This window comes from Thermococcus sp. CX2 (genome assembly GCF_012027555.1).
Classification (GTDB): Archaea; Methanobacteriota_B; Thermococci; order Thermococcales; family Thermococcaceae; genus Thermococcus.
Map to the genome: position 1 here is coordinate 42,680 of NZ_SNUQ01000003.1, position 23,469 is coordinate 66,148.

32 protein-coding genes and 2 tRNA genes are annotated in these 23,469 nt (G+C 51.8%); 12 read left to right on the plus strand and 22 right to left on the minus strand.

Annotated elements, in window-relative coordinates; translation table 11 throughout:
- Window positions 1-2 precede the first annotated feature (2 nt).
- Window positions 3-989 carry a 4-demethylwyosine synthase TYW1 gene (gene twy1 / locus E3E23_RS07175; protein ID WP_167907866.1) on the minus strand — a complete coding sequence of 329 codons (987 nt, stop codon included), beginning with the start codon at window positions 987-989 and terminating at the stop codon, window positions 3-5.
- 131 nt (window positions 990-1,120) lie between these two features.
- Here twy1 and E3E23_RS10080 point away from each other — a divergent pair, with 131 nt between their 5' ends.
- Window positions 1,121-1,255 (plus strand): hypothetical protein, encoded by a 135-nt coding sequence (locus E3E23_RS10080; RefSeq protein WP_256366235.1) that lies wholly within the window; start codon window positions 1,121-1,123, stop codon window positions 1,253-1,255.
- On the opposite strand, the gene E3E23_RS07180 is transcribed toward E3E23_RS10080, so the two are convergent.
- Complete coding sequence (locus E3E23_RS07180; protein ID WP_167907579.1) at window positions 1,252-1,833, minus strand: HemK2/MTQ2 family protein methyltransferase; 582 nt, start codon at window positions 1,831-1,833, stop codon at window positions 1,252-1,254. The two genes, E3E23_RS10080 and E3E23_RS07180, sit on opposite strands and share 4 nt — an antisense overlap.
- Before the next feature lie 120 nt (window positions 1,834-1,953).
- On the opposite strand from E3E23_RS07180, the gene E3E23_RS07185 reads away from it, so the two are divergent.
- Window positions 1,954-3,234 carry a S8 family peptidase gene (locus E3E23_RS07185; RefSeq protein WP_167907580.1) on the plus strand — a complete coding sequence of 427 codons (1,281 nt, stop codon included), beginning with the start codon at window positions 1,954-1,956 and terminating at the stop codon, window positions 3,232-3,234.
- A 123-nt stretch (window positions 3,235-3,357) separates the two neighbouring features.
- Here E3E23_RS07185 and E3E23_RS07190 read toward each other — a convergent pair whose 3' ends face one another.
- From E3E23_RS07190 to E3E23_RS07230, 10 genes are all read right to left on the minus strand, one after another.
- The gene (locus E3E23_RS07190; protein WP_012572872.1) at window positions 3,358-3,513 is read right to left on the minus strand and encodes a 30S ribosomal protein S27ae; all 156 of its coding nucleotides are present in this window, start codon (window positions 3,511-3,513) and stop codon (window positions 3,358-3,360) included.
- A 2-nt stretch (window positions 3,514-3,515) separates the two neighbouring features.
- Window positions 3,516-3,812: a 30S ribosomal protein S24e gene (locus tag E3E23_RS07195; protein WP_167907581.1), complete on the minus strand. Its 297-nt coding sequence runs from the start codon at window positions 3,810-3,812 to the stop codon at window positions 3,516-3,518.
- On the minus strand, window positions 3,802-4,335 hold the full coding sequence (locus E3E23_RS07200) for a GTP-dependent dephospho-CoA kinase (RefSeq protein ID WP_167907582.1): 534 nt from the start codon (window positions 4,333-4,335) through the stop codon (window positions 3,802-3,804). The genes E3E23_RS07195 and E3E23_RS07200 overlap by 11 nt, the downstream gene beginning before the upstream one ends.
- The gene (gene spt4, locus E3E23_RS07205; RefSeq protein WP_068665664.1) at window positions 4,335-4,520 is read right to left on the minus strand and encodes a transcription elongation factor subunit Spt4; all 186 of its coding nucleotides are present in this window, start codon (window positions 4,518-4,520) and stop codon (window positions 4,335-4,337) included. The genes E3E23_RS07200 and spt4 overlap by 1 nt, the downstream gene beginning before the upstream one ends.
- Complete coding sequence (locus E3E23_RS07210) at window positions 4,517-5,077, minus strand: DNA-directed RNA polymerase (protein WP_167907583.1); 561 nt, start codon at window positions 5,075-5,077, stop codon at window positions 4,517-4,519. The genes spt4 and E3E23_RS07210 overlap by 4 nt, the downstream gene beginning before the upstream one ends.
- 36 nt (window positions 5,078-5,113) lie before the next feature.
- Entirely contained in the window at window positions 5,114-5,650 is a 537-nt protein-coding gene (locus E3E23_RS07215) for an inorganic diphosphatase (protein ID WP_167907584.1), read from the minus strand.
- A gap of 111 nt (window positions 5,651-5,761) precedes the next feature.
- Window positions 5,762-6,031 carry a hypothetical protein gene (locus E3E23_RS10150; protein ID WP_371807529.1) on the minus strand — a complete coding sequence of 90 codons (270 nt, stop codon included), beginning with the start codon at window positions 6,029-6,031 and terminating at the stop codon, window positions 5,762-5,764.
- Entirely contained in the window at window positions 6,031-6,195 is a 165-nt protein-coding gene (locus E3E23_RS10155; protein WP_371807530.1) for a hypothetical protein, read from the minus strand. The genes E3E23_RS10150 and E3E23_RS10155 overlap by 1 nt, the downstream gene beginning before the upstream one ends.
- A gap of 4 nt (window positions 6,196-6,199) precedes the next feature.
- Window positions 6,200-6,415, minus strand: coding sequence for a hypothetical protein (locus tag E3E23_RS07225; RefSeq protein ID WP_167907585.1), 216 nt, complete (start codon window positions 6,413-6,415; stop codon window positions 6,200-6,202).
- A gap of 401 nt (window positions 6,416-6,816) precedes the next feature.
- Window positions 6,817-6,892, minus strand: a tRNA-Gln gene (locus E3E23_RS07230).
- A gap of 127 nt (window positions 6,893-7,019) precedes the next feature.
- Between E3E23_RS07230 and E3E23_RS07235 the strand changes: the two genes are divergently transcribed.
- Complete coding sequence (locus tag E3E23_RS07235) at window positions 7,020-7,277, plus strand: hypothetical protein (RefSeq protein ID WP_167907868.1); 258 nt, start codon at window positions 7,020-7,022, stop codon at window positions 7,275-7,277.
- A 721-nt stretch (window positions 7,278-7,998) separates the two neighbouring features.
- On the opposite strand, the gene E3E23_RS07240 is transcribed toward E3E23_RS07235, so the two are convergent.
- A tRNA-Pro gene (locus tag E3E23_RS07240) sits at window positions 7,999-8,076 on the minus strand.
- 79 nt (window positions 8,077-8,155) lie between these two features.
- On the opposite strand from E3E23_RS07240, the gene E3E23_RS07245 reads away from it, so the two are divergent.
- Both E3E23_RS07245 and E3E23_RS07250 read left to right on the plus strand, forming a co-directional pair.
- Window positions 8,156-9,214, plus strand: coding sequence for a glycosyltransferase family 2 protein (locus E3E23_RS07245; protein ID WP_167907870.1), 1,059 nt, complete (start codon window positions 8,156-8,158; stop codon window positions 9,212-9,214).
- 71 nt (window positions 9,215-9,285) lie between these two features.
- Entirely contained in the window at window positions 9,286-10,974 is a 1,689-nt protein-coding gene (locus E3E23_RS07250; RefSeq protein WP_167907872.1) for a DUF4910 domain-containing protein, read from the plus strand.
- Here the strand turns inward: E3E23_RS07250 and E3E23_RS07255 are convergent.
- On the minus strand, window positions 10,971-11,312 hold the full coding sequence (locus E3E23_RS07255; RefSeq protein ID WP_167907586.1) for a transcriptional regulator: 342 nt from the start codon (window positions 11,310-11,312) through the stop codon (window positions 10,971-10,973). The genes E3E23_RS07250 and E3E23_RS07255 overlap by 4 nt on opposite strands.
- A gap of 69 nt (window positions 11,313-11,381) precedes the next feature.
- Complete coding sequence (locus E3E23_RS07260) at window positions 11,382-12,032, minus strand: metallophosphoesterase (protein WP_167907588.1); 651 nt, start codon at window positions 12,030-12,032, stop codon at window positions 11,382-11,384.
- A 517-nt stretch (window positions 12,033-12,549) separates the two neighbouring features.
- Here E3E23_RS07260 and E3E23_RS07265 point away from each other — a divergent pair.
- Both E3E23_RS07265 and E3E23_RS07270 read left to right on the plus strand, forming a co-directional pair.
- Complete coding sequence (locus E3E23_RS07265; RefSeq protein WP_167907590.1) at window positions 12,550-13,344, plus strand: nitrilase; 795 nt, start codon at window positions 12,550-12,552, stop codon at window positions 13,342-13,344.
- A 292-nt stretch (window positions 13,345-13,636) separates the two neighbouring features.
- The gene (locus E3E23_RS07270; RefSeq protein ID WP_167907874.1) at window positions 13,637-14,014 is read left to right on the plus strand and encodes a multidrug transporter; all 378 of its coding nucleotides are present in this window, start codon (window positions 13,637-13,639) and stop codon (window positions 14,012-14,014) included.
- 16 nt (window positions 14,015-14,030) lie between these two features.
- On the opposite strand, the gene E3E23_RS07275 is transcribed toward E3E23_RS07270, so the two are convergent.
- The 5 genes from E3E23_RS07275 to E3E23_RS07295 are packed head-to-tail and all read right to left on the minus strand — an operon-like array spanning window position 14,031 to window position 16,534.
- Window positions 14,031-14,819 carry a methyltransferase domain-containing protein gene (locus E3E23_RS07275; RefSeq protein WP_167907592.1) on the minus strand — a complete coding sequence of 263 codons (789 nt, stop codon included), beginning with the start codon at window positions 14,817-14,819 and terminating at the stop codon, window positions 14,031-14,033.
- A gap of 20 nt (window positions 14,820-14,839) precedes the next feature.
- Window positions 14,840-15,085 carry a hypothetical protein gene (locus E3E23_RS07280; protein WP_167907594.1) on the minus strand — a complete coding sequence of 82 codons (246 nt, stop codon included), beginning with the start codon at window positions 15,083-15,085 and terminating at the stop codon, window positions 14,840-14,842.
- A 35-nt stretch (window positions 15,086-15,120) separates the two neighbouring features.
- Window positions 15,121-15,489 (minus strand): PadR family transcriptional regulator, encoded by a 369-nt coding sequence (locus tag E3E23_RS07285; protein ID WP_167907596.1) that lies wholly within the window; start codon window positions 15,487-15,489, stop codon window positions 15,121-15,123.
- A gap of 5 nt (window positions 15,490-15,494) precedes the next feature.
- Complete coding sequence (locus E3E23_RS07290; protein ID WP_167907876.1) at window positions 15,495-16,199, minus strand: YhfC family glutamic-type intramembrane protease; 705 nt, start codon at window positions 16,197-16,199, stop codon at window positions 15,495-15,497.
- A 5-nt stretch (window positions 16,200-16,204) separates the two neighbouring features.
- A complete protein-coding gene (locus tag E3E23_RS07295) occupies window positions 16,205-16,534 on the minus strand; it encodes a heavy metal-binding domain-containing protein (RefSeq protein ID WP_167907598.1) in 330 nt (109 codons plus the stop codon).
- Between the two features lie 118 nt (window positions 16,535-16,652).
- Between E3E23_RS07295 and dph2 the strand changes: the two genes are divergently transcribed.
- The 5 genes from dph2 (at window position 16,653) to E3E23_RS07320 (ending at window position 21,668) form a co-directional block, all read left to right on the plus strand.
- Window positions 16,653-17,687, plus strand: a complete 1,035-nt coding sequence (gene dph2, locus E3E23_RS07300; RefSeq protein WP_167907600.1) for a diphthamide biosynthesis enzyme Dph2 — start codon at window positions 16,653-16,655, stop codon at window positions 17,685-17,687.
- Entirely contained in the window at window positions 17,684-18,295 is a 612-nt protein-coding gene (locus E3E23_RS07305; RefSeq protein ID WP_167907602.1) for an METTL5 family protein, read from the plus strand. Before dph2 ends, E3E23_RS07305 begins: the two co-directional genes overlap by 4 nt.
- 77 nt (window positions 18,296-18,372) lie before the next feature.
- Window positions 18,373-19,350, plus strand: a complete 978-nt coding sequence (locus E3E23_RS07310; RefSeq protein WP_167907604.1) for a hypothetical protein — start codon at window positions 18,373-18,375, stop codon at window positions 19,348-19,350.
- A 122-nt stretch (window positions 19,351-19,472) separates the two neighbouring features.
- Window positions 19,473-20,306 carry a hypothetical protein gene (locus E3E23_RS07315; protein WP_167907606.1) on the plus strand — a complete coding sequence of 278 codons (834 nt, stop codon included), beginning with the start codon at window positions 19,473-19,475 and terminating at the stop codon, window positions 20,304-20,306.
- A gap of 36 nt (window positions 20,307-20,342) precedes the next feature.
- Window positions 20,343-21,668 (plus strand): RsmB/NOP family class I SAM-dependent RNA methyltransferase, encoded by a 1,326-nt coding sequence (locus E3E23_RS07320; RefSeq protein ID WP_167907608.1) that lies wholly within the window; start codon window positions 20,343-20,345, stop codon window positions 21,666-21,668.
- Window positions 21,669-21,672: 4 nt separating this feature from the next.
- Here the strand turns inward: E3E23_RS07320 and E3E23_RS07325 are convergent, their stop codons facing one another.
- Window positions 21,673-22,755 (minus strand): mechanosensitive ion channel family protein, encoded by a 1,083-nt coding sequence (locus E3E23_RS07325; RefSeq protein ID WP_167907610.1) that lies wholly within the window; start codon window positions 22,753-22,755, stop codon window positions 21,673-21,675.
- Between the two features lie 2 nt (window positions 22,756-22,757).
- Window positions 22,758-23,396 carry a DUF432 domain-containing protein gene (locus tag E3E23_RS07330; RefSeq protein WP_167907612.1) on the minus strand — a complete coding sequence of 213 codons (639 nt, stop codon included), beginning with the start codon at window positions 23,394-23,396 and terminating at the stop codon, window positions 22,758-22,760.
- Window positions 23,397-23,469: the final 73 nt, after the last annotated feature.

Consider the following 23,469-nt stretch of genomic DNA (forward strand, 5'->3'; position numbering starts at 1 on the left):
GCTCAGTGCTTTATGAAGCGTTCCGTTTTATCCACATCATCGCGCATTATCAGAACGACACGGCTCGGCTCGTACTCGTCCTCGATGTGGTAGCCCGGAAGGTGCCTGACGAGCTCTTCGGCGAAGGCCCTAATTTCCTCATGGCGCGGCATGTTGTTGATCGTCAGTCTATTGCGTGAGAAGCCGACGAACATGTAGGCCTTAGCCTCGACGAACATAGGCTTGGCTTTCATTATGAGCTTTGCGTAGCCCTCTGGATTATGCATGTTCTCGCCCTTGACGAGCGTGAGTCTTATCACCGTCCTCGTCGGCAGGCCGTTCATGAGCTCGAGCGTTCTAAGGATTTTCTCCCAGCCGTCGGGAATCATTGGGACATTGACGCGGTTGTAGGTCTCTATATCTGGAGCTGTAAGCGAGACGTAGAGCTGGGTCGGGAGCTTGTCCTCTTTAATCATCTCTTCGAGTCTCTCCGGAACCGTTCCGTTGGTGACGATGAATGTTGTGAGGCCCCTCTTGTGGAACTCCTCAACGAGGTCGCCCATGTACGGATAGAGCATGGGCTCACCCGAGAGGCTTATAGCTGCGTGCTTTGGATTCCATGCCTCCTCGAACTTCTTCATATTTATTCCCGGCATGCCCTTGTAGCCGACCAAAAGCTTCCTCTGGGCCTTTATGCTCTCCTCGACTATAAACGCTGGATCGTCCCATGGCTTCGGCAGTTCGACGTCGAGGAACCCCTCCATTGGGCGCCAGCAGAATATACAATTGTGGGTGCACCAGGCAAGGACTGGGGTCATCTGGAGGCAGCGGTGGGCGTGAATGCCGTAGAACTTCTGCTTGTAGCAGAATCTGTCATGCTTTATACTCTCCTTTAACCAGTGGCAGAGCTTCACTCCGCTGTGATGGCCCACTAGAGCGTAATGTTGCTTCTTGAAGAGTCTCGCGATTTCTTCGGGCATGTTTGGATTGGACTTCACAACTATTGCCATTAGTCTCACCTAACTCGAGTTCAGGGATGCTTTTAAAAACCTGTTGGGAACACAACTGTCCCATATTTTATCGTCGAAAAATACTTCGACGATTGGGAAAGGTTTAAAAGCGGAAGTTCGAGGCTACTTTTATGTTTGAGCGGATAAAACCAAACCTTGTGCTCAACGCAAGGGATCTGGAGCCCGTCCCTGAGGAGGAGACTGAAGTCGAAAGCAGGCCCAAAGTCAGGTTCCTCTTTGAGATTAAGAGGCGCCACCTGGCTTAATCATCAAACGATGCATTTATCAGCACTATATCTTCGAAAAAGACATGCTTCTTAGCGGCTATTTTCCCACGCAGTCCAACCGCTTCAAGGTTTCTGAGGGTCTCCTCTATCCCTGTTATGGAGCTCTGGACTATCTGGACGGTTCCTCCAGGCTTGAGGTAATTCTTCACTTCGTTGATGAACCTGTCTAACACTTCCCTGCCCGTTTCCCCACCCACGAGGGCAAGGTCTATGGGCTCCTCGGGCTCACCTGGAAGGTAGGGGGCGTTGAAGGTGATGATGTCAAATTTCCCTTCGACGTTCTCAAAGAGGTCGCTAACACGGAACTCGGCGTTTTTTATGCCGTTCAGCCTTGCGTTCTCCCTGGCAAGCTCCACTGCGAGAGGGTTTATATCAATTCCAAGAACGAATTTGGCTTTCCTCGCCATCAGGAGGGCGATTATTCCGGTGCCTGTGCCCACATCCAGGGCAACGTCGCCTTTTTTAACCGCTAAGTTCTCGGCTAAGAGGAATGTGTCCTCCGCTGGCTCGTAGACCTGGGGATGGAGTTTTATCCTCAGTCCTCCGTAATACAGCATGATGGTAGCTGGTTCCCAACCTTTTTGTGTTTAACGCTTTGTCTTTTGGCTTTGCTACGAAAGACTTAAGTGTGAATGCCTTCATGTATGGTATATAAACATGTACTGGGGTGTTGTTGAATGAACAGGAAAGTAGTTATAAGTGGTTTGATGGCTCTACTGCTTCTGGCAGCAATCTTTGCAGTCCCCGCTGTCGCTGAGAAGCCAGAGATGATCAGGGTGGTAGTGCACATTGATAAGGCCCAGTTCAAGCCGAACGAGGTCCTTGGAATTGGTGGTCATGTTATCTACCAGTTCAAGCTCATAGATGCCGCCGTTGTTGAGATACCCTCAACCGCAGTGGGCAAACTTAAGAAGCTACCTGGAGTCAAAATGGTTGAGTTCGACCATCAAGCGGTCCTCTTAGGAAAGCCTCCGGGAGTCGGAAAGCCTGGGAGTTCCCAGCCGGCCCAGACGATTCCGTGGGGAATTGAGCGTGTTCAGGCCCCAACCGTCTGGAGCATAACCGACGGTTCTAGTGGTGGGGTCATCGAAGTTGCAATTCTCGATACTGGAATAGACTATGACCACCCAGATCTTGCGGCTAATCTTGCTTGGGGTGTTAGCACCTTGAGGGGCAAAGTTTCTACAAAGCCGAGAGCCTACTACGACCAGAACGGCCACGGAACCCACGTTGCTGGAACGATAGCCGCCCTTAACAACGACATTGGCGTCGTCGGCGTCGCCCCGAAGGTTGAGATATATGCAATCAGGGTCCTTGACGCCAGCGGAAGGGGTTCTTACATCGACATTGCCATTGGAATTGAGCAGGCCCTCCTCGGTCCCGATGGGGTTCTCGATGCCGATGGCGACGGAGTAATAGTCGGCGATCCGGATGACGACGCTGCCGAGGTCATAAGCATGTCCCTCGGCGGTTCGGCCGATGACCAGTACCTCCACGACATGATCACCAAGGCCTACTTGTACGGCGTCGTGATAGTTGCCGCCGCCGGTAACGAGGGCGCCGACAGCCCGAGCTACCCGGCCGCCTACCCAGAGGTCATCGCCGTCGGTGCCACCGACTCAACCGACGCCATAGCCTACTTCAGCAACCTCCGGCCTGAGGTCAGCGCTCCGGGTGTTGACATCCTCAGCACCTATCCGGACGACACCTACAAGACCCTCAGCGGAACCTCAATGGCCACCCCGCACGTCAGCGGTGTCGTTGCGCTTATCCAGGCTGCGTACTACAACAAGTACGGCGAGGTCCTTCCGGTCGGAACCTTTGACGACATGGGCACGGACACCGTCAGGGGAATCCTCCACGTTACGGCCGATGACCTCGGGGATCCAGGGTGGGACATATACTACGGCTACGGAATAGTCAGGGCCGACCTGGCCGTTCAGGCGGCCATCGGCTGATTCTCTTCTTTATTCCCCTTTGATGGTCCTTCTCAGAAAAGTTTTCCAACTTTCGCAAAGTTCTAAAGGTTCGAAATGATCCCGAGAAACGTTCTAAGGCGATTTAGAGAAGAGAAAAAGAAATCACTTCCTCTTCCACTCGGTGTAGCCGCACCTTCCGCAGCTCCAGCGGTCCTTGTGCTCGGCCATGAAGACACCCGGACCGCAGCGCGGGCAGAACTTGTTCTTCCTCTTGACCTTACCGCCCTGAACCTCGTAGAGCTTCCACTTCTGTCCCATCTTCACTCCTCCTCCTTGGTTATTATTCCGTCCCTAATGAGAATGTATTCGGGCTCGATATAGAGCATCCTCTCCTTGCTCTCGTAGGCCTTGGCATAGCCCTTGCTGACCCTGCTACCGAAGTAGGACCTAATGTACTGAACAACGGTGGTCTCAGGGTTGAGGTCGAGCATGGCAACGAGCTTGCCCTTGACGTCCTTCCTCGAGGGGGTCGGCTCACCCTCGTGGATAATGTCGAAGTATATCTCCTTTCTTCCGAGGAGCTTGTTCTCCTTTATCTCGGTAACCTTAATCTCCATCGCGAACCACCTCCATCTTGGACATGAGCTTCCCGCACTTGAGCTTACATTCAGGAGTTACCTTTATAAGCACTACTCCCTCGTTGGGCTGGCCGTAGAGCACCACTGAGCCCTCGGGGGCGTAGAGCACCGCTGGAATCGCCGCGAGGTCTTCCTCTCCGCACACCTTTATGTAAACCCTACGGCCCCTCTCGGCCAGTCCAAACCCCTTTCTGATTGCGTTTAATAAAGCTTTCGTTATTGTTCCGGGGGGATTTTGCACGGTCATTATAACGGCTTCGTTCTCGATCTCGGGACTGTACTCCCGTCTTTTTGTCTTGTGGTCGTATATGGCCAAATTCGGCTTTATCCCGAGCCTGAGGACGTTCTCTGTGACGACGTCACCAACTGTAACGATATGCCTGGCCTTTTCAAGCTCGCCCCGTATCTTCAAGTAGGGTTCAGGAATCTCCCCTCGGATAAGCCTTCCGAGGGGCTCCTTCAGCACTTTTCGGAGCTCAGGAGTTAATTTGAAGTAGAGCATCATCTAACCCTTATCGCGTACTTTCCTGGAACCTTAACGCCCAGCTTCTGGGCTATCCTCGACTTCTCCGGCTCGGTAATGATGACGAGGTCGAACCATTCATCGCTCAGGTCCCTGCCGCCGCAGACGGGGCAGCGGTCTTCCGTGGTGATGAAGTGGCAGTGCCTGCAGGCGCGCTCCTTCATGCCTCGCCCTCCTTGCGCTTCTCCTTCTCAATCCACTCGAACTTTCCAAGACCGGGCTGCCTCATCGTCAGGCCGATCTTGTTCTCCCTTATGACCCTGCTCTTGATGCTCACCGCGATAATCCTCGCCCTGACTTCGTCTCCAAGCTTAAGGGTTCTCTTGGTTTCTTTACCGAGGAACTGCTTGTTCTTCTCGTCAAAGACGACGTAGTCGTCCATGAGCTGTGAGATGTGAACGAGACCGTCCATCGGGCCTATCCTTATGAAGGCACCGTAGGGAGCAACGTCGATGACCTCGCCCTCAACCACCTCGTGCATCTCCGGCTTCCAGACGAGGACGTTGAAAATCACGTCGTGGTAGGTCGCTCCGTCTCCAGGGACGACGACGCCTTGGCTTATCTCCTCAACGTCCATAACGGCTAAGATGACTCCCTCGTCCCTGTCGTAGATTCCCTCATACGTCTCTCTCAAAACTATCTTCGCGGCTTCCTTTGGGTCCATGGTGAACATCTTGGGTGGAATCCTCACGACGTCCTTAATCTTCAGGAGCTTGTACATGCCTTTACCTCCTCTCTCAAAATAAAGTGGGGAAAATCAGTCCTTCTTGCCGAACTTCTCCTTGTAGAGCTCGATGGCACGGAGGATTTCTTTCTTAGCTTCTTCCGCGTTGCCCCAGCCCTCTATCTTGGTGACCTTGCCCTGGAGCTCCTTGTACCTCTGGAAGAAGTGGGCTATCTCGTCGAGGAAGGCCTTCGGAACGTCGTCGACGTCCTTCCAGTCGTCGAAGTACGGGTCCTCAACGGGAACGGCCAGAACCTTCCAGTCCTTGTCACCGCTGTCCTCCATCTTCATTATGCCTATTGGCCTGGCCTCGACGATGGTGAACGGGTAAACGGGCTCGCGCATGATGACCATTATATCAAAGGGATCTTCATCGTCGTACCAGGTCTGTGGAATTATTCCGTAGTCGATCGGATAGAAGAACGGGCTGTAGAGGACTCTGTCGAGCTTGAGAAGGCCGGTCTTTTTGTCTATCTCGTACTTGTTCCTGCTCCCCTTTGGAATCTCTATGAGAGCGTAAACAACCTCGGGAACCTCCGGTCCTGGCTCCAGATCATGGAACGGGTTCATCACTACCACCTCTTACCACTTGTAGAACTTCTAGGTTAGGCTTTCGGATAGGGCTTTTAAAGTTGTTGGTTGTGAAACGGGGAAAATAGTAAAGGGAAAAAGAAAAGGGAGTCAGTTGGCCTTCTTCTTCTCTTCGGGCAGGGGTTTCCTGTACTCATAGGAGATGCCGCCCTCGATTATGGCGTAGACTTCTTCTTCGCCCTCTATATAGTGCAGTATTGGCTTGTCCAGCAGCTCAAAAGTCGTCTCCAGATCCTTTGGAGTCCTTAGAACGACTTCCATGTAGAGGGTCACGTCCTCTGGAATCTTCAGGAGTGTGACAACACCATGGTTGAAAGTGACCACACCTTCCCTCTCAAGCTTGGGGATGTGGGTCTGCATCAGGCTGACGTAGACGCTTTTTTATGCTTCCGGTTGGTGTCCCCTTCTTTCTCGGCTATATACTCAACGAGCTCCCTGAGTTCGGCCTTGCCTTCACATCTCTGTAGGAACTCTATCAGGAGCATCCTCCTGTCGTTCCCCAGTATCATCGTTGCGGTACCCATAGTATCACCGTAGGCGATAATGCTTCCGCTTGTTTCCGTTGGTGTAAAATGCCTCTACCTTTTTCTGGTCTATCATCTTCCTGAGCGTTCTTTCAACTTTCTGTCTCGTGCAGCATATTCCTCTCTCATTCAGGAATCTCGTCAGAAACGCTACGCTCAATGAACCGTGAACCCTCAGGAGGTTTGCAATCTCTCCCTCAAGGTTTATTACAGTGTTCATGCCCTCACCCCCATCTTAGGCAAGTAAAATGTAACACTAAAGTCCTGTACCTATCTCTGTGACGATACTATTTAAAAGTTCCCAAAAAGTCTGATTTTTGAATTTTTTCGATTTTCGTGTTTATTTTCGCCTAAAAGAAGCTTATTTTAAAAGAAACGGTAAGATATTCCCATTTCTGTTGTTTTTTGATATGGGGCTTTTTTGAGTTGTTGGAAAATATGTAACACTACAGGCTCTAACCCACCATATAGGCTCCTTGACTTGTTCAACTTCCAAAAGTCGGCTGGCATTCATGATAAAGCCCCTTAATGACGTGATACATTGTGAGGTATAACATGAGGTTCGAGATTAGAACACAGAAGATGATAAAAGGGGGGTTCGACGTCTGGAGCCCAGTTGAATGGTAGCCCCGCGGGGATTCGAACCCCGGTCGCGGGATCCAGAGTCCCGCATGCTTGGCCGCTACACCACGGGGCTGTGCCCGTTGATAGGTTCAGGTATTGATTTATAAATTTTATCCTCTCCCCTGGAATTTCATGCTCCTAGCGGGGCTTATGCAAAAAATTTATATTTTTCTCTACTTCAATGGTAACTGGTGGGAGCAATGGACTTCGCCCTCTTCATGGAGAGGTACGGCTACCGAATTTTGGTGCTGGTTTTTGGCGCCGCTATACTCGGAATCATGCTCGCGCCCTTTGTGATGACTTTCTGGGCCTTCAGCAGCAGCGGCATTGCGGCCGCGGTTATCGCGGTGATAGTGCTCGCAATAGGCATTGCATTGATGGTCGTCCCGAAGTTCTGGAATTTCGCTGACAAGATGAGACAGACCCACGTCATTGAAGACTGGAACGAGGAAAAGTAGCGCCAAACTTTGCAGCGCAAAGTTTGATCAAAGAGTAGACTTCCTGCTAAATTGGTTGGAGTGAGTTCGCATGTCTTTTATGGAACACTGTAAAACTGCCAATTGGGGAATAAACCCACTTAAGAACCGGCCATTTTGGGATTGACATGCGAGCCTTGATCAAACTTTGCGAAGGCGAACAACCCTTGCACTGCAAAGGTTGATCAAAGTTTTAAACTCCCTCAAAACTTGCTGGAAAGAGTTCGTATGTCTTTCTAAAAGTGGGAATCACAAATTGGTTTTGTTTTAAGCTTGGCTTTTTAAATTGTTTCTATTTTCTTTTGGCGCCCTTCGGGCGCTTTCTTGAGTGAAACACCGTAAAACGGCCTTTTAATTGTAGAAACCACTTGGGAATTGGCAATTCCAAAAGCGACATACTGACTTTGATGAAACTTTTGCTTGGCAAACAAGCTTTTGGAAAAAGCTTGACCAAAAGTTTCCCTTTCTGTTAAAGTGCCAGAGAGCAAAGCGTGCGCTCTAAAACTCGCTCTTAAAAGAGAGGGTAACTCCAAAACAAGCCTGTTAAGAGGTTTCGCTTTCATTCTGGCGTCTTTCGGACGCCCTGGGGAGAGTGAAACTATGGCAAATTGAGATTTGAAGAGTAAACCCGACTTTGAAAATTGCGTTTCAAAAAAAGCACGCGATTTTTCCGTCAACGCTTTGCGCAAGCAAAGGGTTGTTATGGTGGGGCCGCCGAGATTTGAACTCGGGTCCCCGGCTCCCGAAGCCGGAAGGATAAGCCAAGCTACCCCACGGCCCCATGCCCGCTGATAAGGGGACTCGCAGGACTTATAAAGTTTACGGAGTAGTCTGATGTACAGGGTGGAGGAGTGGAGAACATGAAGGTCTCGGTGATAGTACCAACGTACAACGAGCGCGACAACCTTGAGGAGCTCTTCGAGAGAATAAGCAAGGCCCTTGCTGATTACGATTATGAAATCATCGTTGTTGACGACGATTCTCCTGATAAAACTTGGGAATTTGCCCAGAAGCTAGCCGAAAAGTATCCAGTTAAGGTTATCCGCCGGACGAAGGAGAAGGGTCTCTCCTCGGCGGTCATCCGTGGCTTCAAGGAGGCGAACGGCGACGTCTTCGTCGTGATGGACGCCGACCTACAGCATCCACCGGAGGTGATTCCCCGGCTGCTGGAGGCAATCGAGAACGGCGCGGACATAGCCATAGCCTCCCGCTACGTTAAGGGAGGGGGCGTTAAGAACTGGTACTGGTACAGGAAGCTGATCTCCAAGGGAGCTATAATGATCGGCCGCATCGCCCTGCCGAAGATAAGGGACGTTAAGGATCCCGTGAGCGGCTTCTTCGCCCTCAGAAGGGAAGTCGTCGAAAACGCCCAGCTTAACCCCATCGGCTTCAAGATACTTATGGAGATACTCATCAAGGGCAGATACCAGCGCGTCGAAGAGGTTCCATTTATCTTTGGCCTCAGACACGCCGGCGAGAGCAAGCTCGGCGGAAAGACAATAATCAACTACCTCAAGCATATTTACAGGCTCATGAAGTGGGAGGGCGAGCTGGACAGGCTGGTGAAGTTCACGCTCGTTGGCCTCTCGGGAGTACTCGTCAACCAGGGCTTTCTCTGGTTCTTTGTCGAAAAGCTCGGCTGGGACAAGATACTCGCCAACATTCCTGCCATGGAGCTGGCCATACTCAACAACTTCACCTGGAACGACCTCTGGACTTTCAGAGACCTGAAAAGCAGGCCCCTTTATCAGCGCCTCCTGAGCTTCCACCTTGCCGCTCTAACTGGGGCAATCGTCCAGTGGATCATCTACGCTACCCTCGTCTTCCTTGGAATGAACTACCTCCTTGCTAACCTGGTCGGCATCGCCGTCTCGTTCATAGTCCGCTTCCTCGTGAACAGGCACGTCACCTGGGGTTAGTTGGCTTTTTCATTTTCCCTGCCGGAGGCCAACCTTAAATATCCAGAGGGCTATTTCCTCCGGGGATGGACATGATGCGCTTTTTGAAGGAAGCAGAGGTTTTTGATTCGACCAACGTTCTCCACTACATAGCCGAGATAAGCCAGTTCCACAGGATACAGGGCTCGAAGGAGCTCCCTGAGGCAGTTAAGTTTATCAGGGAGGAGCTCAGAATCTGGGGGGTTAACTCTCAGCTCTTCGAGGAGTTCTACGATGGGAAGACCCGCTATCTGACGTTAAAGTCTCCTATAGCGTGGGATTTAGTCCATGGAAAGGTCGAGCTCCTTGGAAAGGTTCTCACGACTTCGATGAGCCCTCTGGTGGTGATGGCCCACTCCCCGAGCGGGAAAGCTGAAGGTGAAGTCGTCCACATAGCCAAGGACGAGGACTGGGAGAAGGCTGAAGGGAAAATAGTCCTGGCTGGTAGGGACTGGAGGGACGCCTATAGAAGGGCCAACGAGGTAAAGGCAAAGGCGTTCATCGCCTACAGGGAGGGAACCGGGGACGCAATTCCATACATCGGCCTCTTCCTCACTAAGGATGAACTCGAATGGGCAAGGATTCCGGCCGTTGCAGTTCCAGAGAGCCTAGCAAAGGCGGTCATAGGCAAGCTGAATTCGGGAGAAACAGTTAAAGCGAAAATAGAGGTCGAGACCCAGATAAACGAGCGTCAGGTTCTCCCAATCCTCTACGCCGAGATAGGAAGGCCTCCGTTCATACTCTTCACGGCCCATATCTGCCACCCCAAGCCCGGGGCCAACGACAACGCCTCGGGAAGTGCGATGCTCATAGAGCTCGCGAGGGTTCTCAACGGCCTTTACGACGACTCCTTCCGCTTTGGTTTTGCCTTCCTCTGGATACCTGAGTACTATGGCACTCAGGCATTCATCGAGAAGTACGCCGAGCTCGACAAGTACTATGCTGTTATAAACCTCGACATGGTTGCCGGGAGCGAGGACAGGGCCGGTTCGACGGTGATGCTCGTTAGAACCCCTGTGTCGAGGTTCTCGGTGGTCTCAGGGGTTCTTGAATATTTCCTCGAAAAGGCAAACGGAGCCGGAAAAAGCTTCTCGGGAAGCCCAATGCCGAGGCTCAAGCTTAAGTCTTATCCCTACGAGATGGGCAGCGACCACGATGTCTTCAACTTCTTTGGTATTCCCTCGGTAATGTCCATAACGTGGCCCGACCGCTTCTACCACTCCAGTGAGGATACCATCGATAAGGTGAGCAAGGCAACCATCGAGCTGATTGGTAAGGCTGTTCTGGCGACTGCCCTGGCACTGGCAAAGGCAGAAAAGGACGAACTCCAGCGCTTCGCCAGGGGCTACGCCATGAAGTATCTGGGTGAACTCGGGCGCGACAGGGACACCGAAAAGGTTGAGAGGCTCGTCATGATGGGCCTCGCGAGGGACTCGCGCTTCCTCGAAATCCAGAGCGGCCACGACTTCGAGAGAATGCCATGGCTTAAGTGGGTGAGGAAGGGTATCATTTCGGCGACTTTCATCCGTGAAATTGACGAGAAGGCCTATGAGGAGTTTAAAGCACTGACGAAGGATAGAAAAGTTCTCGCCCACCTTCACGAGCTCTTAATGCTGGGTGAGCTTCTACCGAAGGACGAAGCCTTTGAAGCCCTTGAGGAGGAGTTTGGCAAGGTGGATGTGGAGAAGCTCGAGAGGCTCGTGGAGATGCTGGAAAAAACAGGAATTGTGGGGCTCCTCTAACTCCTCTGGCCAGAGGAGCCCTTTAATTCTTTCTCCAGCTCGTTTATCCTCTTTACAAGGTTCTCCTTAATGTTTTCGAGGACCTCACTCGGTGAGACCGCGGTGTAGACGTAGCCGAGCCATCCCTGCTCGATGAGCCTCCTTTTTAGAATTCCTCTTCTATACAGCCTCAGGACGTGCTCCCTGACCGAGCGTTCGCTTATTCCGAGCTCCCTCTGTATTTCAGTTATTCTCATTGGCTCCCTTTTCTCAAGCAGGAGGCGGTATATTCTCAGTTCCGTCTTCTTGATACCCATTGAGCGCAGCAGTGCCTCGAGCTTCTCATAGACGTCGCTCATCTTCCCCACCTGATGTACTCTCATCCCACCTATGAAAAGTTGTCTTCATACTCATTAATAAAGTTTGTCCTACCGGAAGGAAACTTCACCTATGTAGAGCCCGTCGGGTAAAAAAGCCTTTCCCTTCTTTGCATTTCTCAAGAAGGGGACCATCTTAATACCTTCCCTCGCATCAAAGCCCTCTAGGTATGGATTTACGGAGGGCAGGATTAGAAACTTCTCCACCCTCAAGAAGCACTTGGTTTTTCTGAGGACTCTACCCCTCTTGATGCCACAAGCGGGATGTATGTGGCCGAGGTAGGCCTCAACGAACTCCACCTCTGGCAGGTTTGTGTGTCCGTGGAGTAAAAGGAGGCCGTCAATGACGAGATGGTCAACGACATTGATGTTTGGAAACTTCCCGGCAACCTCTTCTATGCGCCCGTCATGATTGCCTTTGGTTATTACAGTTGGAATCTCTCTCAGCTCGGAAAAGAACCCCATCAACAGGCGCTTCATCGTGAAACTAAGTCCAATGGGCTCTTTGACATCCCCCAGGAGTATCAGCAGGTCGGGGTCTCTCTCCCTTATGAACTCGGCGAGCCTCTCTTCGAAGTGGGTCCTTATCCTCAGCCCGCGGGAAAGCTCAAACCCTATGTGTGCATCGGCCAGGAGGAGGGTCTTCCCCCTTGAGGTTTTAAGCTCGAGTGAGAGCTTCTCGAAGGCATCGAAAAAGTCCATAGCACCACCAAAAAGCAAATCGATAGAAAAGGAGAGGAGGGTTATCAGATGAGTCCGCGCTCCTTCCTCCTCTGCCTCTTGAGGCGCCTGATCCTCTTCTTAATCCACTTCCACCTCATCCTTCCCTTCTTCTTCCACTTCCTGGGTCTCCTCTTCATGAGCATCACCCCTGAGCTTTAACTCCACCCTTAGCTCCAGCGGCTCCTTTTTAAGCTTTTCCGTGGGGAAAGGTTAGCTCCCTTTGGACGGTCGAAAAGGTGCATCCACGCCCAGACCTGCCCGAAACGTCGAGCGAGGATAGGTTCTCACTTTCAGATTTTTCCTAGGTTTTTATTATAGTTCGGCCTGTTTTGGTAAATTAAATTGCCAATATGCCAAAATGCGTTATCATGAAAATCGCAAATCTTGAATACAGTTTTATGAAACGTTTGTGAAGCCTGAAACGCTACATAAGATGCGGCATGTTCTACTCCGCTAACCTTATCTACTCCACCAACAAAGATTGGACGGTGGTGTTATGCGGGTAGCCTACGTCCAGATGGAGCCCAGGCTTTTGGAAGTGGACAGGAACCTGAGCAGGGCCGAGAGGCTCATCAAGGATGCCGCCAAAGAGGGCGCGAAGCTCGTAGTTCTTCCCGAGTTGTTTGATACGGGCTACAATTTTGAGACCCGGGGGGAAGTTGAGGACGTTGCGATGCAGATACCAGATGGTCAGACAACCGAGTTCCTCGTCGAGCTGGCGAGGGAGCTCGAGGTCTTTATAGTCGGAGGAACTGCTGAAAAGGATGAGAAAGGAAAGCTCTACAACTCCGCCGTTATAGTTGGCCCCATTGGATTGGGCTACATTGGAAAATATCGTAAGATACACCTCTTCTACCGCGAGAAACTATTCTTTGAGCCGGGCAACCTCGGCTTTCGCGTCTTCAACATCGGAATTGCCAAGGTCGGCGTGATGATATGCTTCGACTGGTTCTTCCCCGAGTCAATGAGGACTCTCGCGCTCAAGGGTGCCGAGGTGATAGCTCATCCCTCCAACCTCGTCATGCCGTACGCCCCGCGCGCGATGCCAATAAGGGCCCTTGAGAACCGCGTTTACACAATAACGGCCAACCGCGTTGGTGAGGAGAGAGGTCTGAGGTTCATAGGCAAGAGCACGATAGCCTCGCCGAAGGCGGAAGTTTTGGCCATGGGGAGTGAAAGCTCAGAGGAAGTCGGGGTAGTCGAGATAAACCTCGAGCTCGCCAGGGACAAGAGGCTCAACGAACTCAACGACGTTTTCAAGGACAGGCGGCCCGAGTTTTATTTTGTATGAGCCGATGTCCTTCAGCTTCCATTTGTTTTATCTTGCTTTGTCGGTCGGGTGATGTAAGCCTCTGGCAGATGTTGTAGTAATGAAACTTGTAACGATAGTATCTTGGGGAGTAAGCAATTGGTCTTGGCGGATTTTTCATTAAAGCCGTTGTTCTTCTTGTAATTCACAATGAGCATACAAGAACTTGGAGAAACAGCATAAAAGACTGCGGATTGCACAGCTTTTTGGCGATGGGGCTATTTTTCGAAAGAGTTTTAAAAAATAAGGCCTTAAATGAAAGCTGGTGCTGAAAATGAGAAGACTAATCCTCCCCGGAGTATTGCTTGTGATTGCAGTGGTGGTTGGTTTTGTTGCACAGGCGGCACTCCTGCCGGCCAACTACGTTTACGAGAAAAGCTATGTGTGTCCCAATCACATCCAGGCCGAATTCATTCCAGCCAACACTTCCGTCACTGGGTACATCAGGGCAGAACATCCATTTTCGGCTTACGTGATTATCTCAGATTCTGGCTATTTTGGGGAGTTTGATCCTTCGAGTGCCGTGATGATGTGGGAGAATGTAACTGCAGTAGAGCTTGACTTCCAGGCTCCTGGGGAGGATTGTTACCTCGTCGTAAGGAACGGAAACACGAGCCAGATAGTCGAGATAAAGTTCAAAGCGGAGCACTGAATGGAAACGCAGAAGATCAAAAATCAGTGAGCACTCCTCTGGCGATATTCTTCCTCGGCCTTCTGAAGTAGAGCAGGTGGGAAACACTGTTGATCCCGTGTTCGTTTCTTGTGATGAGCTTCCATTCCCTGAAGAAGACGCTCCCGATGGCCAGCTGCGACGCAACGTCCCAGAGCCTGTACTCCTCTTCGGTGATCTTCTCGAAGCCCGGCAGCTTGTAGTATGTCCTCCTGAAGGTGCCCCTCTTGAGGTTGTAGCCTTCGTGAACTGAGACTATGGTGTGGTCCTCCGTTTTAGATTCGACGAGGAAGTCTTTGTAGCCTATATGGTATAGAATTCCGTAAACCCTGTCAGTTTCCTCCATGACGAAAACTCCATCTTCGCTCAGGCTCAGGGCGACATTTGCGAATATTCTTACGGCATCGAAGGGGTCGAAGTGTGGCATGGTTAGACCCCAGAGAACGGCCAGATCGTGCTCTCCTACGAGCTTTGAAACTTCCCTCACATCTCCAGTGATGAGCTTAAGCTCTGGACTTATCCCCGCTATCTCGAGCCACTTCCTGGCCTTCTCAAGGTCCTCATTCCTTGCGTCCAGAACCGTCAGCAGTGGGGCATTAGTGGCCTTGGCAGCGGCCGCTCCGGCAATTCCCGTACCGGCGCAGAGGTCGAGCACTCTGGGCTCTTCCGGCAGGAGCCCCTCCATGAATTCAAAGACCTTTACTATCCTCCAGAACCTCCCCACGGCTCTTTCGTCATCGGGCTCCATTCTCCAACGAAGGTAGCGGTAGAGCTCCTCGAGGGACATGGTATCACCTGTTTTACTAATCATCGGAGGATATTAAATTTTTGATCACAGTATCCTTCTTCCCCCACTGCGATGAGCAGGCGGGATATCTGGAGGAACACAACCCCTAGGAGCCCGAACGTGATGAGAAGCCCAAGGATGGTGTTGTTAAGAAGTATTCCGTAGGCGCTTGAGAGGATTATCAGAACCCATAGGAACGCGAAGATAACCGTAATGACTGTTAGAGTTTCGGCGAAGATTCTCGAAGGCGTGGGTGAGCGCTCCAACAGGTATCATAAGCCAGCTATAAAGAGCTGGTTCGTTACGGCTCCCATAACTCCTCGCCCATCCGCTTTATCACCTCTGCTATCTCCTTTATTTCACCCCTCAACTCTGCCAGAATTTCCCTTCCAAGATCCGTAAGTCTGTAGTACTTCCTTGGCCTTCCGCCGACCTCGGCCCAGAAGTCCTCAACGAGTCCGTACTTCTTCAGGCTCTTTAGGAGGTCGTAGAGCGTTCCCTCGCTCGGAACGAGCCTTCCACTGCTCAGCTTCTCAAGCTCCTTCCTTATCGCGTAGCCGTGGAGCTCACCCTTCCTTTCGAGCAGGGAAAGAACAAGGTAAGAGTAAAGACCGGAGCGTAGGTCCTTGAGAAGCTTTTTGAGGGCTCTCTCCTTTTTGCTCCCAAGCAAACACTTCACCATATTACTTTTTCTTCCTCAGGCTTCTCGACCTTCACCCTGGGGATTATGTAGTACATGAGCGCGAGCGCTATTACGGCAAAGATTGCCTCAGTGGCGTACATAAATATCTCGCTCCCGGTCAGCTGATAGTAGGCTGCCATTGAGTCAACGATCGTATGCAGACCGACGATTGCAATCAACCCCTTCTTTCCGAAGCCTTCTCTGTATGCGTAGGCGAGGAAGACCGTTGTCCCTACATGGAAGAGCACGGCGAAGTAGCGCTCGACCAGCGAGAGGAGGGCCGTGCTGACTGGAACGTCCAGAGGGGTCTCGCTCGCTATCGCGGCAACGGCGGCGATTATTCCCACAAAGAAAGCTTCGGTGACGCCGAATCCAAGCCCCACGAAGAGAGCAGTCCTCAGGTCTTTCCCTTTAACGAGAAGATATTTGGTGCCCTCCTGGACGAGGCCAGCAACAAAGCCCAGCCACAGCGAGGCCGCTATGGTAAAGGCCGCCCCCTTGGCTATGACATCTGCGTTCGAGCGTATTCCCAGAGCCAGCAGGGGCAGCTGCTGGATTGGGTTCTGGACGATTATCGCAATGAAGAATATCGCCAGCCCGAATACGAACTCTGACCACTTCGTCCTTTTGAAGCCTAGGAAGTATATCGTGGCCCAAGCGAGCAAACCTCCCAGTATCGGGAACGGGAGGAGGTACATGGCAATCACTCCTTTTCCACGACCACCGCAGTACCGTAGGCATAAACCTCGGCAACGCTAGAACCGACGTTTGCAGTCGCGAAGCGAACGTTTACAACGGCGTTGGCGCCGAGCTCCTTGGCGTGGAGTACCATCCTTTTCAGGGCTTCCTCCCTGGCCTCGGCCATCATCTGGGTGTACTCCTTCACCTCCCCGCCTTTGATGTTCCTGAAGAAGGCCGTTATGTCCCTGCCCAGATGGGTGGCCTTAACTATTCCTCCCCTGGCTATTCCTTTGATCTCAACTATTCGGTATCCGGGCACGCTTTCGGTCGTAACCACTATGATGTCCTCCATAACGTCACCCCCAATACATCGGACTTCGAGGTATATTGGGTGTGAAAATATAAAAATGTTCCCTCCCCTTCTGGGGAAGAATTTTAAGGCCCCCTTATGAAGGCTCATTGGTGAGAGGATGCACGAGATAAATGAGCGAGAGATATTGAAAGTACTTGGAGAGCTTAAAGCTAAGCGCGTCCTTATCCAGACCCCTGAGGGGCTCAAGCGCGAGGCCCAGTTTCTGGCCGACTTTCTTGAAGAGAACGGGATAGAGGCGATAATAAGCGGCGACATCAACTACGGTGCCTGTGACCCTGCTGACAGGGAGGCGAAGGCCCTCGGTTGCGACGCGCTCATTCACCTCGGACACAGCTACATGAAGCTCAACCTTGAGGTTCCCACCATCTTTATTCCAGCCTTTGCCAAAGTTGACGTTCTTCCTGCGCTGGAGAAGAATCTGGACGAGATTAAAAAGCTCGGGAGGAAGATAGCGCTCGTTACAACCGCCCAGCACATACACCAGCTGGAAAGGGCCAGGGAGTTCCTTGAAAATGCCGGCTTTGAAGTCCTCGTAGATGAGGGTGACGGAAGAGTAAGCTGGCGCGGCCAGGTTATCGGCTGCAACTTCACCGCCGCCAAAGTTGACGCCGATGGGGTGCTTTTCATCGGTGCTGGATACTTCCACCCGGTTGGAGTTGCCCTGGCAGTTAGGAAGCCCACCCTGGCGGTAAACCCCTACAGTGGGGATGCGATATGGATGAATGAAGAGGCCGAACGGATAATACGAAAGCGCTGGGCCCAGATAGCGAAGGCCTACGACGCGGAAAAGTTCGGTGTCGTTGTAAGCACCAAGAAGGGGCAGCTTCGTCTGGCGGAGGCGAGGAGAATAATTAAGCTCCTCCGCGAGCACGGGAAGTACGCGAAGCTCATAGCCATGAACCACATAAGCTATCCCGCTCTCGAAGGCTTTGACTTCGATGCCTATGTGGTCGTGGCCTGTCCAAGGGTGCCCATAGACGACGTCGAGAACTGGAAGAAGCCAGTTCTAACTCCACCTGAGGTGGAACTCCTTCTCGACCTGCGCGAGGACTACGAGTTCGATGAAATCTTCGGGGGGAAACGCGATAAGGACGAGCCTTTTGGCATAGCCCTCCACGGGGTGAGAGGTTGAGGAAAAAGCACCTTGCAATGATCCTTTCAAGGCTGAAAGGCTTTCCAGAGCCGAAACCCGAGCTGGAGCAGTACAGAACCCCCGGAGACGTTGCGGCAGAATTGCTCTGGCTGGCTCACTCCATTGGAGACATTGAAGGCAAAGTCATCGCGGATTTGGGTGCCGGGACTGGAGTTCTGAGTGCAGGCGCATGCCTGATGGGGGCTGAAAGAGTCTACGCCGTTGAAATCGACGGGAAGGCTTTAAGAATCGCCAGGGAGAACGTTAAATCTCTTGGCCTTGAGAACTGTGTTGAGTTTGTAAACTCTGACGTCTCGGATTTTGCCCTCCGTGTTGATACTGTGATAATGAACCCTCCCTTTGGCAGCCAGGTGAAGCATGCCGACAGGCCCTTTCTTATGAAAGCCTTTGAGATAAGTGACGTCACTTATTCCATCCATCTCGCGAAGCCCGAGGTGAGGAGGTTCATCGAAGCGTTCGTTAGAGATGCCGGTTTTTCAATAACTCACAGGATAACTCTTCCTTTTGAGATTCCCGCCCAATTCTTCTTCCATCGAAAGAGACTGGAGAGGATTCTAGTCGATATTTACAGGTTCGAGAGGACTTAAAACACCGACTGGCGAAAAAAATATATTGGATAACCCCCAACCAATAGTAGTTGCTATAATCGATAGTGGTGGCTGTAATGGGTGGTGTCTCCACCGATAAAATAAGGGAGCTGATACTTTCTTGGCAGATGATGGATGCGGTTGAACTGTCCCGGGGTAGTGAGGAGGCGCTTCTGGCACTTATTGACCTCGCCAGGGAGGAAGATAGAACCACAAAGATGAGGGCCCTTGCCGCGCTCGGGGAGGTTCTCAAGGGGACCGACAGAAAGACGAAGTCCCTAATATTGAAGAACGGTTTCGATGCAATAGTGGAGGCCCTCAATGAAGGAGATGAGCGACTTAACATGAGGGCCCTTGGGGTTTTAAAACGTCTGGTTGGGGAAACTCCCCTGGGGAAAAAACAGCTGGTGGACCTCGTGGATGCACTCGCTTCACTGGTTTCCAGGGGCGAAGGCCTGGCATGGCTCGAGGCGGTGGAGCTTGCGGCGAAGATATCCGTGCCCTCTCCCCCCGATGGAGTGCTCTCCCGCATGGCGTCCCTCCTCAACTCGCCTAACCTCCACGGAAAGGCACTGGCTTTGAGGCTGCTTCTCAACATGGGACAACCGTCAAGTGAAAACTGGGGCCTTATCCTCAGGGGGACGGCGGAGCTCCTAAGGAGTGGGAATCCTCTCCTCGTAGAAGCTGCCCTAGATGCATTGGCAGACATACTAAAGCTCCCGAGTACTGCCCCTATGGAGGGAGTTCTTCGGGAAATTCTTCCGGTTCTCAAAGAGCTTACAAAGACCGCCGATAACTTAGTCCTGCGCGCGAGGGCCCGTGAAGTTCTGGGGCTTTTGGAGGGCGCACTTTACAGCTACTACCGTTCGAGGCCGGGGGAAGCTAGGAATGTTGTTAAGAAGTTCCTGAACGCGGGTCTCATCGATGAAGCAATGATCCTCGCTCTGGTTGTGGGGGACTCCTCTCTGTTGCTTGGAGTCGACGGTGAAATGCAGCCTCCCGACGTGCTTGGGCGGACGTTCGATAAACTGCCCGGGTCACCGCGCGGGCCATAGTGCTTGCCACTCCTCACTTCCCCGGGAGTGGTGGGGTGACTGGTTAGTTAGGAGAGCCACTTAAAATTCGTAAAGCGAAAAGCGAAATTAATATATGTTCGAAATTCGAATTATCTACTGTAATGTCCCCGCGCAACACTCTATCAAAAGCCGAGCTCAGAGAGATTGTGCTTTCCTGGCAGATCTTGGAGGCGGTTAGACTGGCCTCCGAGGATGAGGGCCTTCTGTTTCTCATTCTGGAGCTTGCCAGGGAGCGGGATGATACTACGCGCCTTAGGGCGTTCATGGCCCTTAACGAGATTTTCAAGAGAACTGGTGGGGATGTGAAGAGCAAGGTTCTAAAGAACCATCTGGATGTGTTTATTGGTGCACTGACTGACGAGAACGAGAGAATAGTAATGAAGGCGCTTCGTGCTCTGAGGCACCTGGTTGAGGGTATTCCCCTTGAAGAGAAGGAATTCCTGGAGATAACAGAGGTTTTAACGAATCTTGTGGAAAATTCAAATCATCATGACATAGTGACGCTGGAAGCTATTGACGTGCTCTCAAAAGTTCGGCCACTCAGAATGTCCGAATCCGTAAACACCAAGATCAATAAACTCATCGGTTCCGATGACCCATACTTAAAAACGATAGGGCTGTGTCTTCTTGTCAATTCTTTTATTCCCTCTGATGACGTGGATGCTTTGAGACTCCTGCTTACTGAGGCATATACTCTCCTCTTGAGTGGGGATGATTTCCTTTTGGAACTGATCCTCGATGTGTTGGGGGATGTTATGAAGTATCCTCTTCCTGCGGACGTAAAAGATGAGGTCGTAAGAATCTCTAAAGTTGTGGGGGAGTTAATCCACCAAAAAGAGGATCCTCTGGTGCGTATAAAAGCCAAGGAGGTCTCTGGACGGGTTACATCTTTTATTTCTAGTTCACAGTCTGTCAGGGAGTTTCGCAGGTTTTAAAACCCTAACCTCAAGAATTCCTTGAGGGGTGCAAAGTTGGGGAAGCTCAAACTGAGCGACAGACAGCTCTACGCGCTGATCGAGGCGGTAAAACTCGGTGAGGAGATTAAACCGAGCCAGAGTGCCAAGAGAAAGGCCTTCGCGAAATACCGAATCGATGGGTGGGAGAACTCCAAGCTTACCGGTATCTTCTATTCAATTCAGCGGAGGCTCGGCCTGATAGACGAGATAATCGAGGAGCTGGTCGGGGTTTCGCCCTACATCCTCGACCCCTGGCTGAGGGCGACGCTTAGGGTTGCCGTGGAGGCTGCCGTCTTCAGGGACCCGAGCGAGAAGACGAGGGGACATTTGAAGGGCCTCGCCCAGTTTCTCTCGAGGAGAACACACCCATTCGTGGGCTATTACTACTATGACCTTCTCCCGAGGGTTCTGGAATACGTCCCCAAGCTAGACACCGAGGAGAAACGCCTCAAATGGGAATACCTGTTTCCAGAGTGGTTTATCCACAGGATGAGGGAGCTCGTTGGGGAGGAAGCAGAGGAACTTCTCAAGGCCCTTAACGAGACCCTGCCAATGAGCATAAGGGTGAATCTCCTCAAGGCGAGCGTGGATGAGGTTGAGGACTACCTGGGGAATAAGGAAGTGCGCTTCGAGAGGAGCGAGAGGATTGAGACCGTTCTGAGAATCCTTGACCCGTTCAATCCCGAGTGGCTCTTCAACAAGGGGCTTGCCATACCACAGGAAGAGGCAGCAGCGGTCGCCTCGCTCATTTTGGCTCCCGAACCCGGGGAAACGGTGGTTGATTTGGCGGCCGCTCCCGGAGGCAAGACCGCCCACATGGCCGAGCTTATGAGAAACGAAGGAAGCATTTATGCCTTCGACGTTGATGGAGCAAGGATAAAGCGCATGAAGGAAATTCTAAGGAGAAGTGGCGTTAAGATAGCTGAAGTAATCAAGGCCGACGGGAGGAAGGCTCCAGAAATCCTCGGGGAGGAGATAGCTGACAGAGTTCTCCTCGATGCCCCCTGCACGAGTGATGGAACCATAGCGAAAAACCCCGAGCTGAGATGGCGCCTCAGGGAGAAGAACATCCCTAAGGTCGTTTCCCTTCAGAGGGAGCTCATCGAGAGCGCCTGGAAGCTGCTGAAACCTGGGGGAAGGATGCTCTACTCAACCTGCTCGATGCTGCCAGAGGAGAACGAAGAGCTAATTGAATGGTTCCTGGGGAGGCACGATGATGCCCGTTTGGTTCCCCTGAAGGGCCCCTATGATGAGGGATTCCTGCCCGGAACGATGAGGGCCTGGCCCCATAGGCACAGGACGATAGGCTTCTTCTACGCCCTGCTGGAAAAGAAGGAGTAGGGGTTCAGGTTTCCTTTTCGAGTTTTATCCTCAGCGGCTCTGCGAACCAATTAACGCGCTGCGGGAAGGGTATCTCTATGCCGGCCTCGTCAAGGGCCTTCTTCACTTTTGATATCAGCTCCGTTTTGACGTCGAACCATTTCTCACTCGGAGCCCATGCCCGGATCGAGAGTATAACCGCGTTGTCCCCAAGGTCCTCGACGAAAATGAGGGGCTCTGGTTCCGCCAGGACTAGGGGCATCTCGTCGAGGGTTTCCCTTATCACCTCGATGGCCTTTTCGATGTCTGCACTGTAGGCTATGCCGATCCTTACGTCCACCCTTCTGGCTGGATACCTCCGGAGGTTGATTATGTTGCTGTTGAAGAGCTTTTCGTTTGGAATTCTGATAAGGGTGCCGTCCCAAGCCCGAATCCGAGTCGACAGGATTCTTATGTCCTCCACAACGCCCCCGAGCTCGCCTATCTTCACTGGGTCGCCGATGTTAAGGGGCTTATCGAAGTACATGAAGACTCCGGAGATGAAGTTCGAAACTACAGTCTGGGCTGAAAAACCGAGGACGATACCTGTTATTCCCGCCGCGGCGAGAAGGGCGCTCAGTTGAGTGCTGACTCCTGCAAAGTTGAGACTCAGAAAGAACGCCACGGTGATGAAGGTATAGTAGAATATTTTGGCCTTTATCTGCACGTCTGGGGAGGGCCTCCTGCCCGCGCTCATGATGAAGTAGTCCTTGGACTTCCTGGCTATCAAGTAGGCGAAGTAAAAGAAGCCGACCGCGAAGGTTATGTTCCCGACCGTCGTCCGCAATATCGGGTAAGCCATTAAGCCAATCTCAAAGAGGGACCATGTTATTCCCCCAAGGACGAACATGCGGAACACTATATCAGCGGTGTCCTCGTTGATTATCCACGTGAGGCTGGTCTCCTTTGATTCCCTGATTATGATTTTTCTGAGGATCCTCCCAAGGATTATCATGGCAATTAGGATAACAACTGCCTTGATGGCCGTTTCTAATGTTATCCCCGCCAGTATTGGTTTCTCCAGGCCTGTGGGGAGAGTTGTGGTGGTATTATCCGTTAAGTTTGCCATTCTCACCACCTCATCTTGAAGTTTGGTAGCGGTTCTGCCCTGTGGGTGGCCTTCAATGTTCCATCGGGCGGGTTTCCAGTGTTGTTGACCTCGTAGGGCTCTTTGGTTGTCAGTATTACGAGCGGGTAGTATGCCCTCTCCGGGGAGTAGAACATGACGCTGTTCCTTATCGGGATGACAATCTTATCGACGAGCTTCCACTCGTCGGTTGGATTGTTTATCACGAGCTTTATAACACCGAGCTCCTCGGGTGTTCTCTCGAGGAACTCGCTCACATGATAGCGCGCTATTACACCTACGTTATCCTGGCCGTAGAGCGCGTACTTCTCCCTGCCGATCACGAAGCGGTCTATCGTAACGTCTCCACTTTTGACTTCTATATCTATCGGAGCGGATAGGTAGCCTGTGAGCCTCTCCTTGGGTGGAATGGCTATTCTGGACGAGAACTTCACCATGAGAAACTTGACTCCATAGCCCGTGGCAGGTGAGGGGAGTACATTAAACGCCCCTTCGCCCCGTTTTATCAGAACCCGAACATCGTCCCGCTTGTAGAGGATTTTATCCCCCGGCATCTCTACGAGGTGTATTTTTTTGTCGAGGATTTTGATGAACTGCGTTTTGAGCTCGTGCTCTCCAAACATGGATAAAAATTGGGGTTTAAGGATTTAAAGTTTGCCTGGGATTGTGGAAAAATTGATAAAACAACGAAAGGGC

What these genes read in the sequence shown, in the direction of transcription:
- E3E23_RS07295 (WP_167907598.1), bottom strand. Translation starts at nt 16,534, where the DNA reads ATGGAGGACATCATAGTGGTTACGACCGAAAGCGTGCCCGGATACCGA.
- E3E23_RS07250 (WP_167907872.1), top strand. Translation starts at nt 9,286, where the DNA reads ATGATGCGCTTTTTGAAGGAAGCAGAGGTTTTTGATTCGACCAACGTT.
- E3E23_RS07330 (WP_167907612.1), bottom strand. Translation starts at nt 23,396, where the DNA reads ATGTTTGGAGAGCACGAGCTCAAAACGCAGTTCATCAAAATCCTCGAC.
- twy1 (WP_167907866.1), bottom strand. Translation starts at nt 989, where the DNA reads ATGGCAATAGTTGTGAAGTCCAATCCAAACATGCCCGAAGAAATCGCG.
- E3E23_RS10155 (WP_371807530.1), bottom strand. Translation starts at nt 6,195, where the DNA reads ATGGGTACCGCAACGATGATACTGGGGAACGACAGGAGGATGCTCCTG.
- E3E23_RS07290 (WP_167907876.1), bottom strand. Translation starts at nt 16,199, where the DNA reads ATGTACCTCCTCCCGTTCCCGATACTGGGAGGTTTGCTCGCTTGGGCC.
- E3E23_RS07190 (WP_012572872.1), bottom strand. Translation starts at nt 3,513, where the DNA reads ATGGGACAGAAGTGGAAGCTCTACGAGGTTCAGGGCGGTAAGGTCAAG.
- E3E23_RS07310 (WP_167907604.1), top strand. Translation starts at nt 18,373, where the DNA reads ATGGGTGGTGTCTCCACCGATAAAATAAGGGAGCTGATACTTTCTTGG.
- E3E23_RS07180 (WP_167907579.1), bottom strand. Translation starts at nt 1,833, where the DNA reads ATGCTGTATTACGGAGGACTGAGGATAAAACTCCATCCCCAGGTCTAC.
- E3E23_RS10150 (WP_371807529.1), bottom strand. Translation starts at nt 6,031, where the DNA reads ATGCAGACCCACATCCCCAAGCTTGAGAGGGAAGGTGTGGTCACTTTC.
- E3E23_RS07255 (WP_167907586.1), bottom strand. Translation starts at nt 11,312, where the DNA reads ATGAGCGACGTCTATGAGAAGCTCGAGGCACTGCTGCGCTCAATGGGT.
- E3E23_RS07210 (WP_167907583.1), bottom strand. Translation starts at nt 5,077, where the DNA reads ATGTACAAGCTCCTGAAGATTAAGGACGTCGTGAGGATTCCACCCAAG.
- E3E23_RS07245 (WP_167907870.1), top strand. Translation starts at nt 8,156, where the DNA reads ATGAAGGTCTCGGTGATAGTACCAACGTACAACGAGCGCGACAACCTT.
- E3E23_RS07215 (WP_167907584.1), bottom strand. Translation starts at nt 5,650, where the DNA reads ATGAACCCGTTCCATGATCTGGAGCCAGGACCGGAGGTTCCCGAGGTT.
- E3E23_RS07325 (WP_167907610.1), bottom strand. Translation starts at nt 22,755, where the DNA reads ATGGCAAACTTAACGGATAATACCACCACAACTCTCCCCACAGGCCTG.
- E3E23_RS07185 (WP_167907580.1), top strand. Translation starts at nt 1,954, where the DNA reads ATGAACAGGAAAGTAGTTATAAGTGGTTTGATGGCTCTACTGCTTCTG.
- E3E23_RS10080 (WP_256366235.1), top strand. Translation starts at nt 1,121, where the DNA reads ATGTTTGAGCGGATAAAACCAAACCTTGTGCTCAACGCAAGGGATCTG.
- E3E23_RS07265 (WP_167907590.1), top strand. Translation starts at nt 12,550, where the DNA reads ATGCGGGTAGCCTACGTCCAGATGGAGCCCAGGCTTTTGGAAGTGGAC.
- spt4 (WP_068665664.1), bottom strand. Translation starts at nt 4,520, where the DNA reads ATGAAGGAGCGCGCCTGCAGGCACTGCCACTTCATCACCACGGAAGAC.
- E3E23_RS07195 (WP_167907581.1), bottom strand. Translation starts at nt 3,812, where the DNA reads ATGGAGATTAAGGTTACCGAGATAAAGGAGAACAAGCTCCTCGGAAGA.
- E3E23_RS07260 (WP_167907588.1), bottom strand. Translation starts at nt 12,032, where the DNA reads ATGGACTTTTTCGATGCCTTCGAGAAGCTCTCACTCGAGCTTAAAACC.
- E3E23_RS07235 (WP_167907868.1), top strand. Translation starts at nt 7,020, where the DNA reads ATGGACTTCGCCCTCTTCATGGAGAGGTACGGCTACCGAATTTTGGTG.
- E3E23_RS07270 (WP_167907874.1), top strand. Translation starts at nt 13,637, where the DNA reads ATGAGAAGACTAATCCTCCCCGGAGTATTGCTTGTGATTGCAGTGGTG.
- E3E23_RS07275 (WP_167907592.1), bottom strand. Translation starts at nt 14,819, where the DNA reads ATGTCCCTCGAGGAGCTCTACCGCTACCTTCGTTGGAGAATGGAGCCC.
- E3E23_RS07225 (WP_167907585.1), bottom strand. Translation starts at nt 6,415, where the DNA reads ATGAACACTGTAATAAACCTTGAGGGAGAGATTGCAAACCTCCTGAGG.
- E3E23_RS07200 (WP_167907582.1), bottom strand. Translation starts at nt 4,335, where the DNA reads ATGCTCTACTTCAAATTAACTCCTGAGCTCCGAAAAGTGCTGAAGGAG.
- E3E23_RS07315 (WP_167907606.1), top strand. Translation starts at nt 19,473, where the DNA reads ATGTCCCCGCGCAACACTCTATCAAAAGCCGAGCTCAGAGAGATTGTG.
- dph2 (WP_167907600.1), top strand. Translation starts at nt 16,653, where the DNA reads ATGCACGAGATAAATGAGCGAGAGATATTGAAAGTACTTGGAGAGCTT.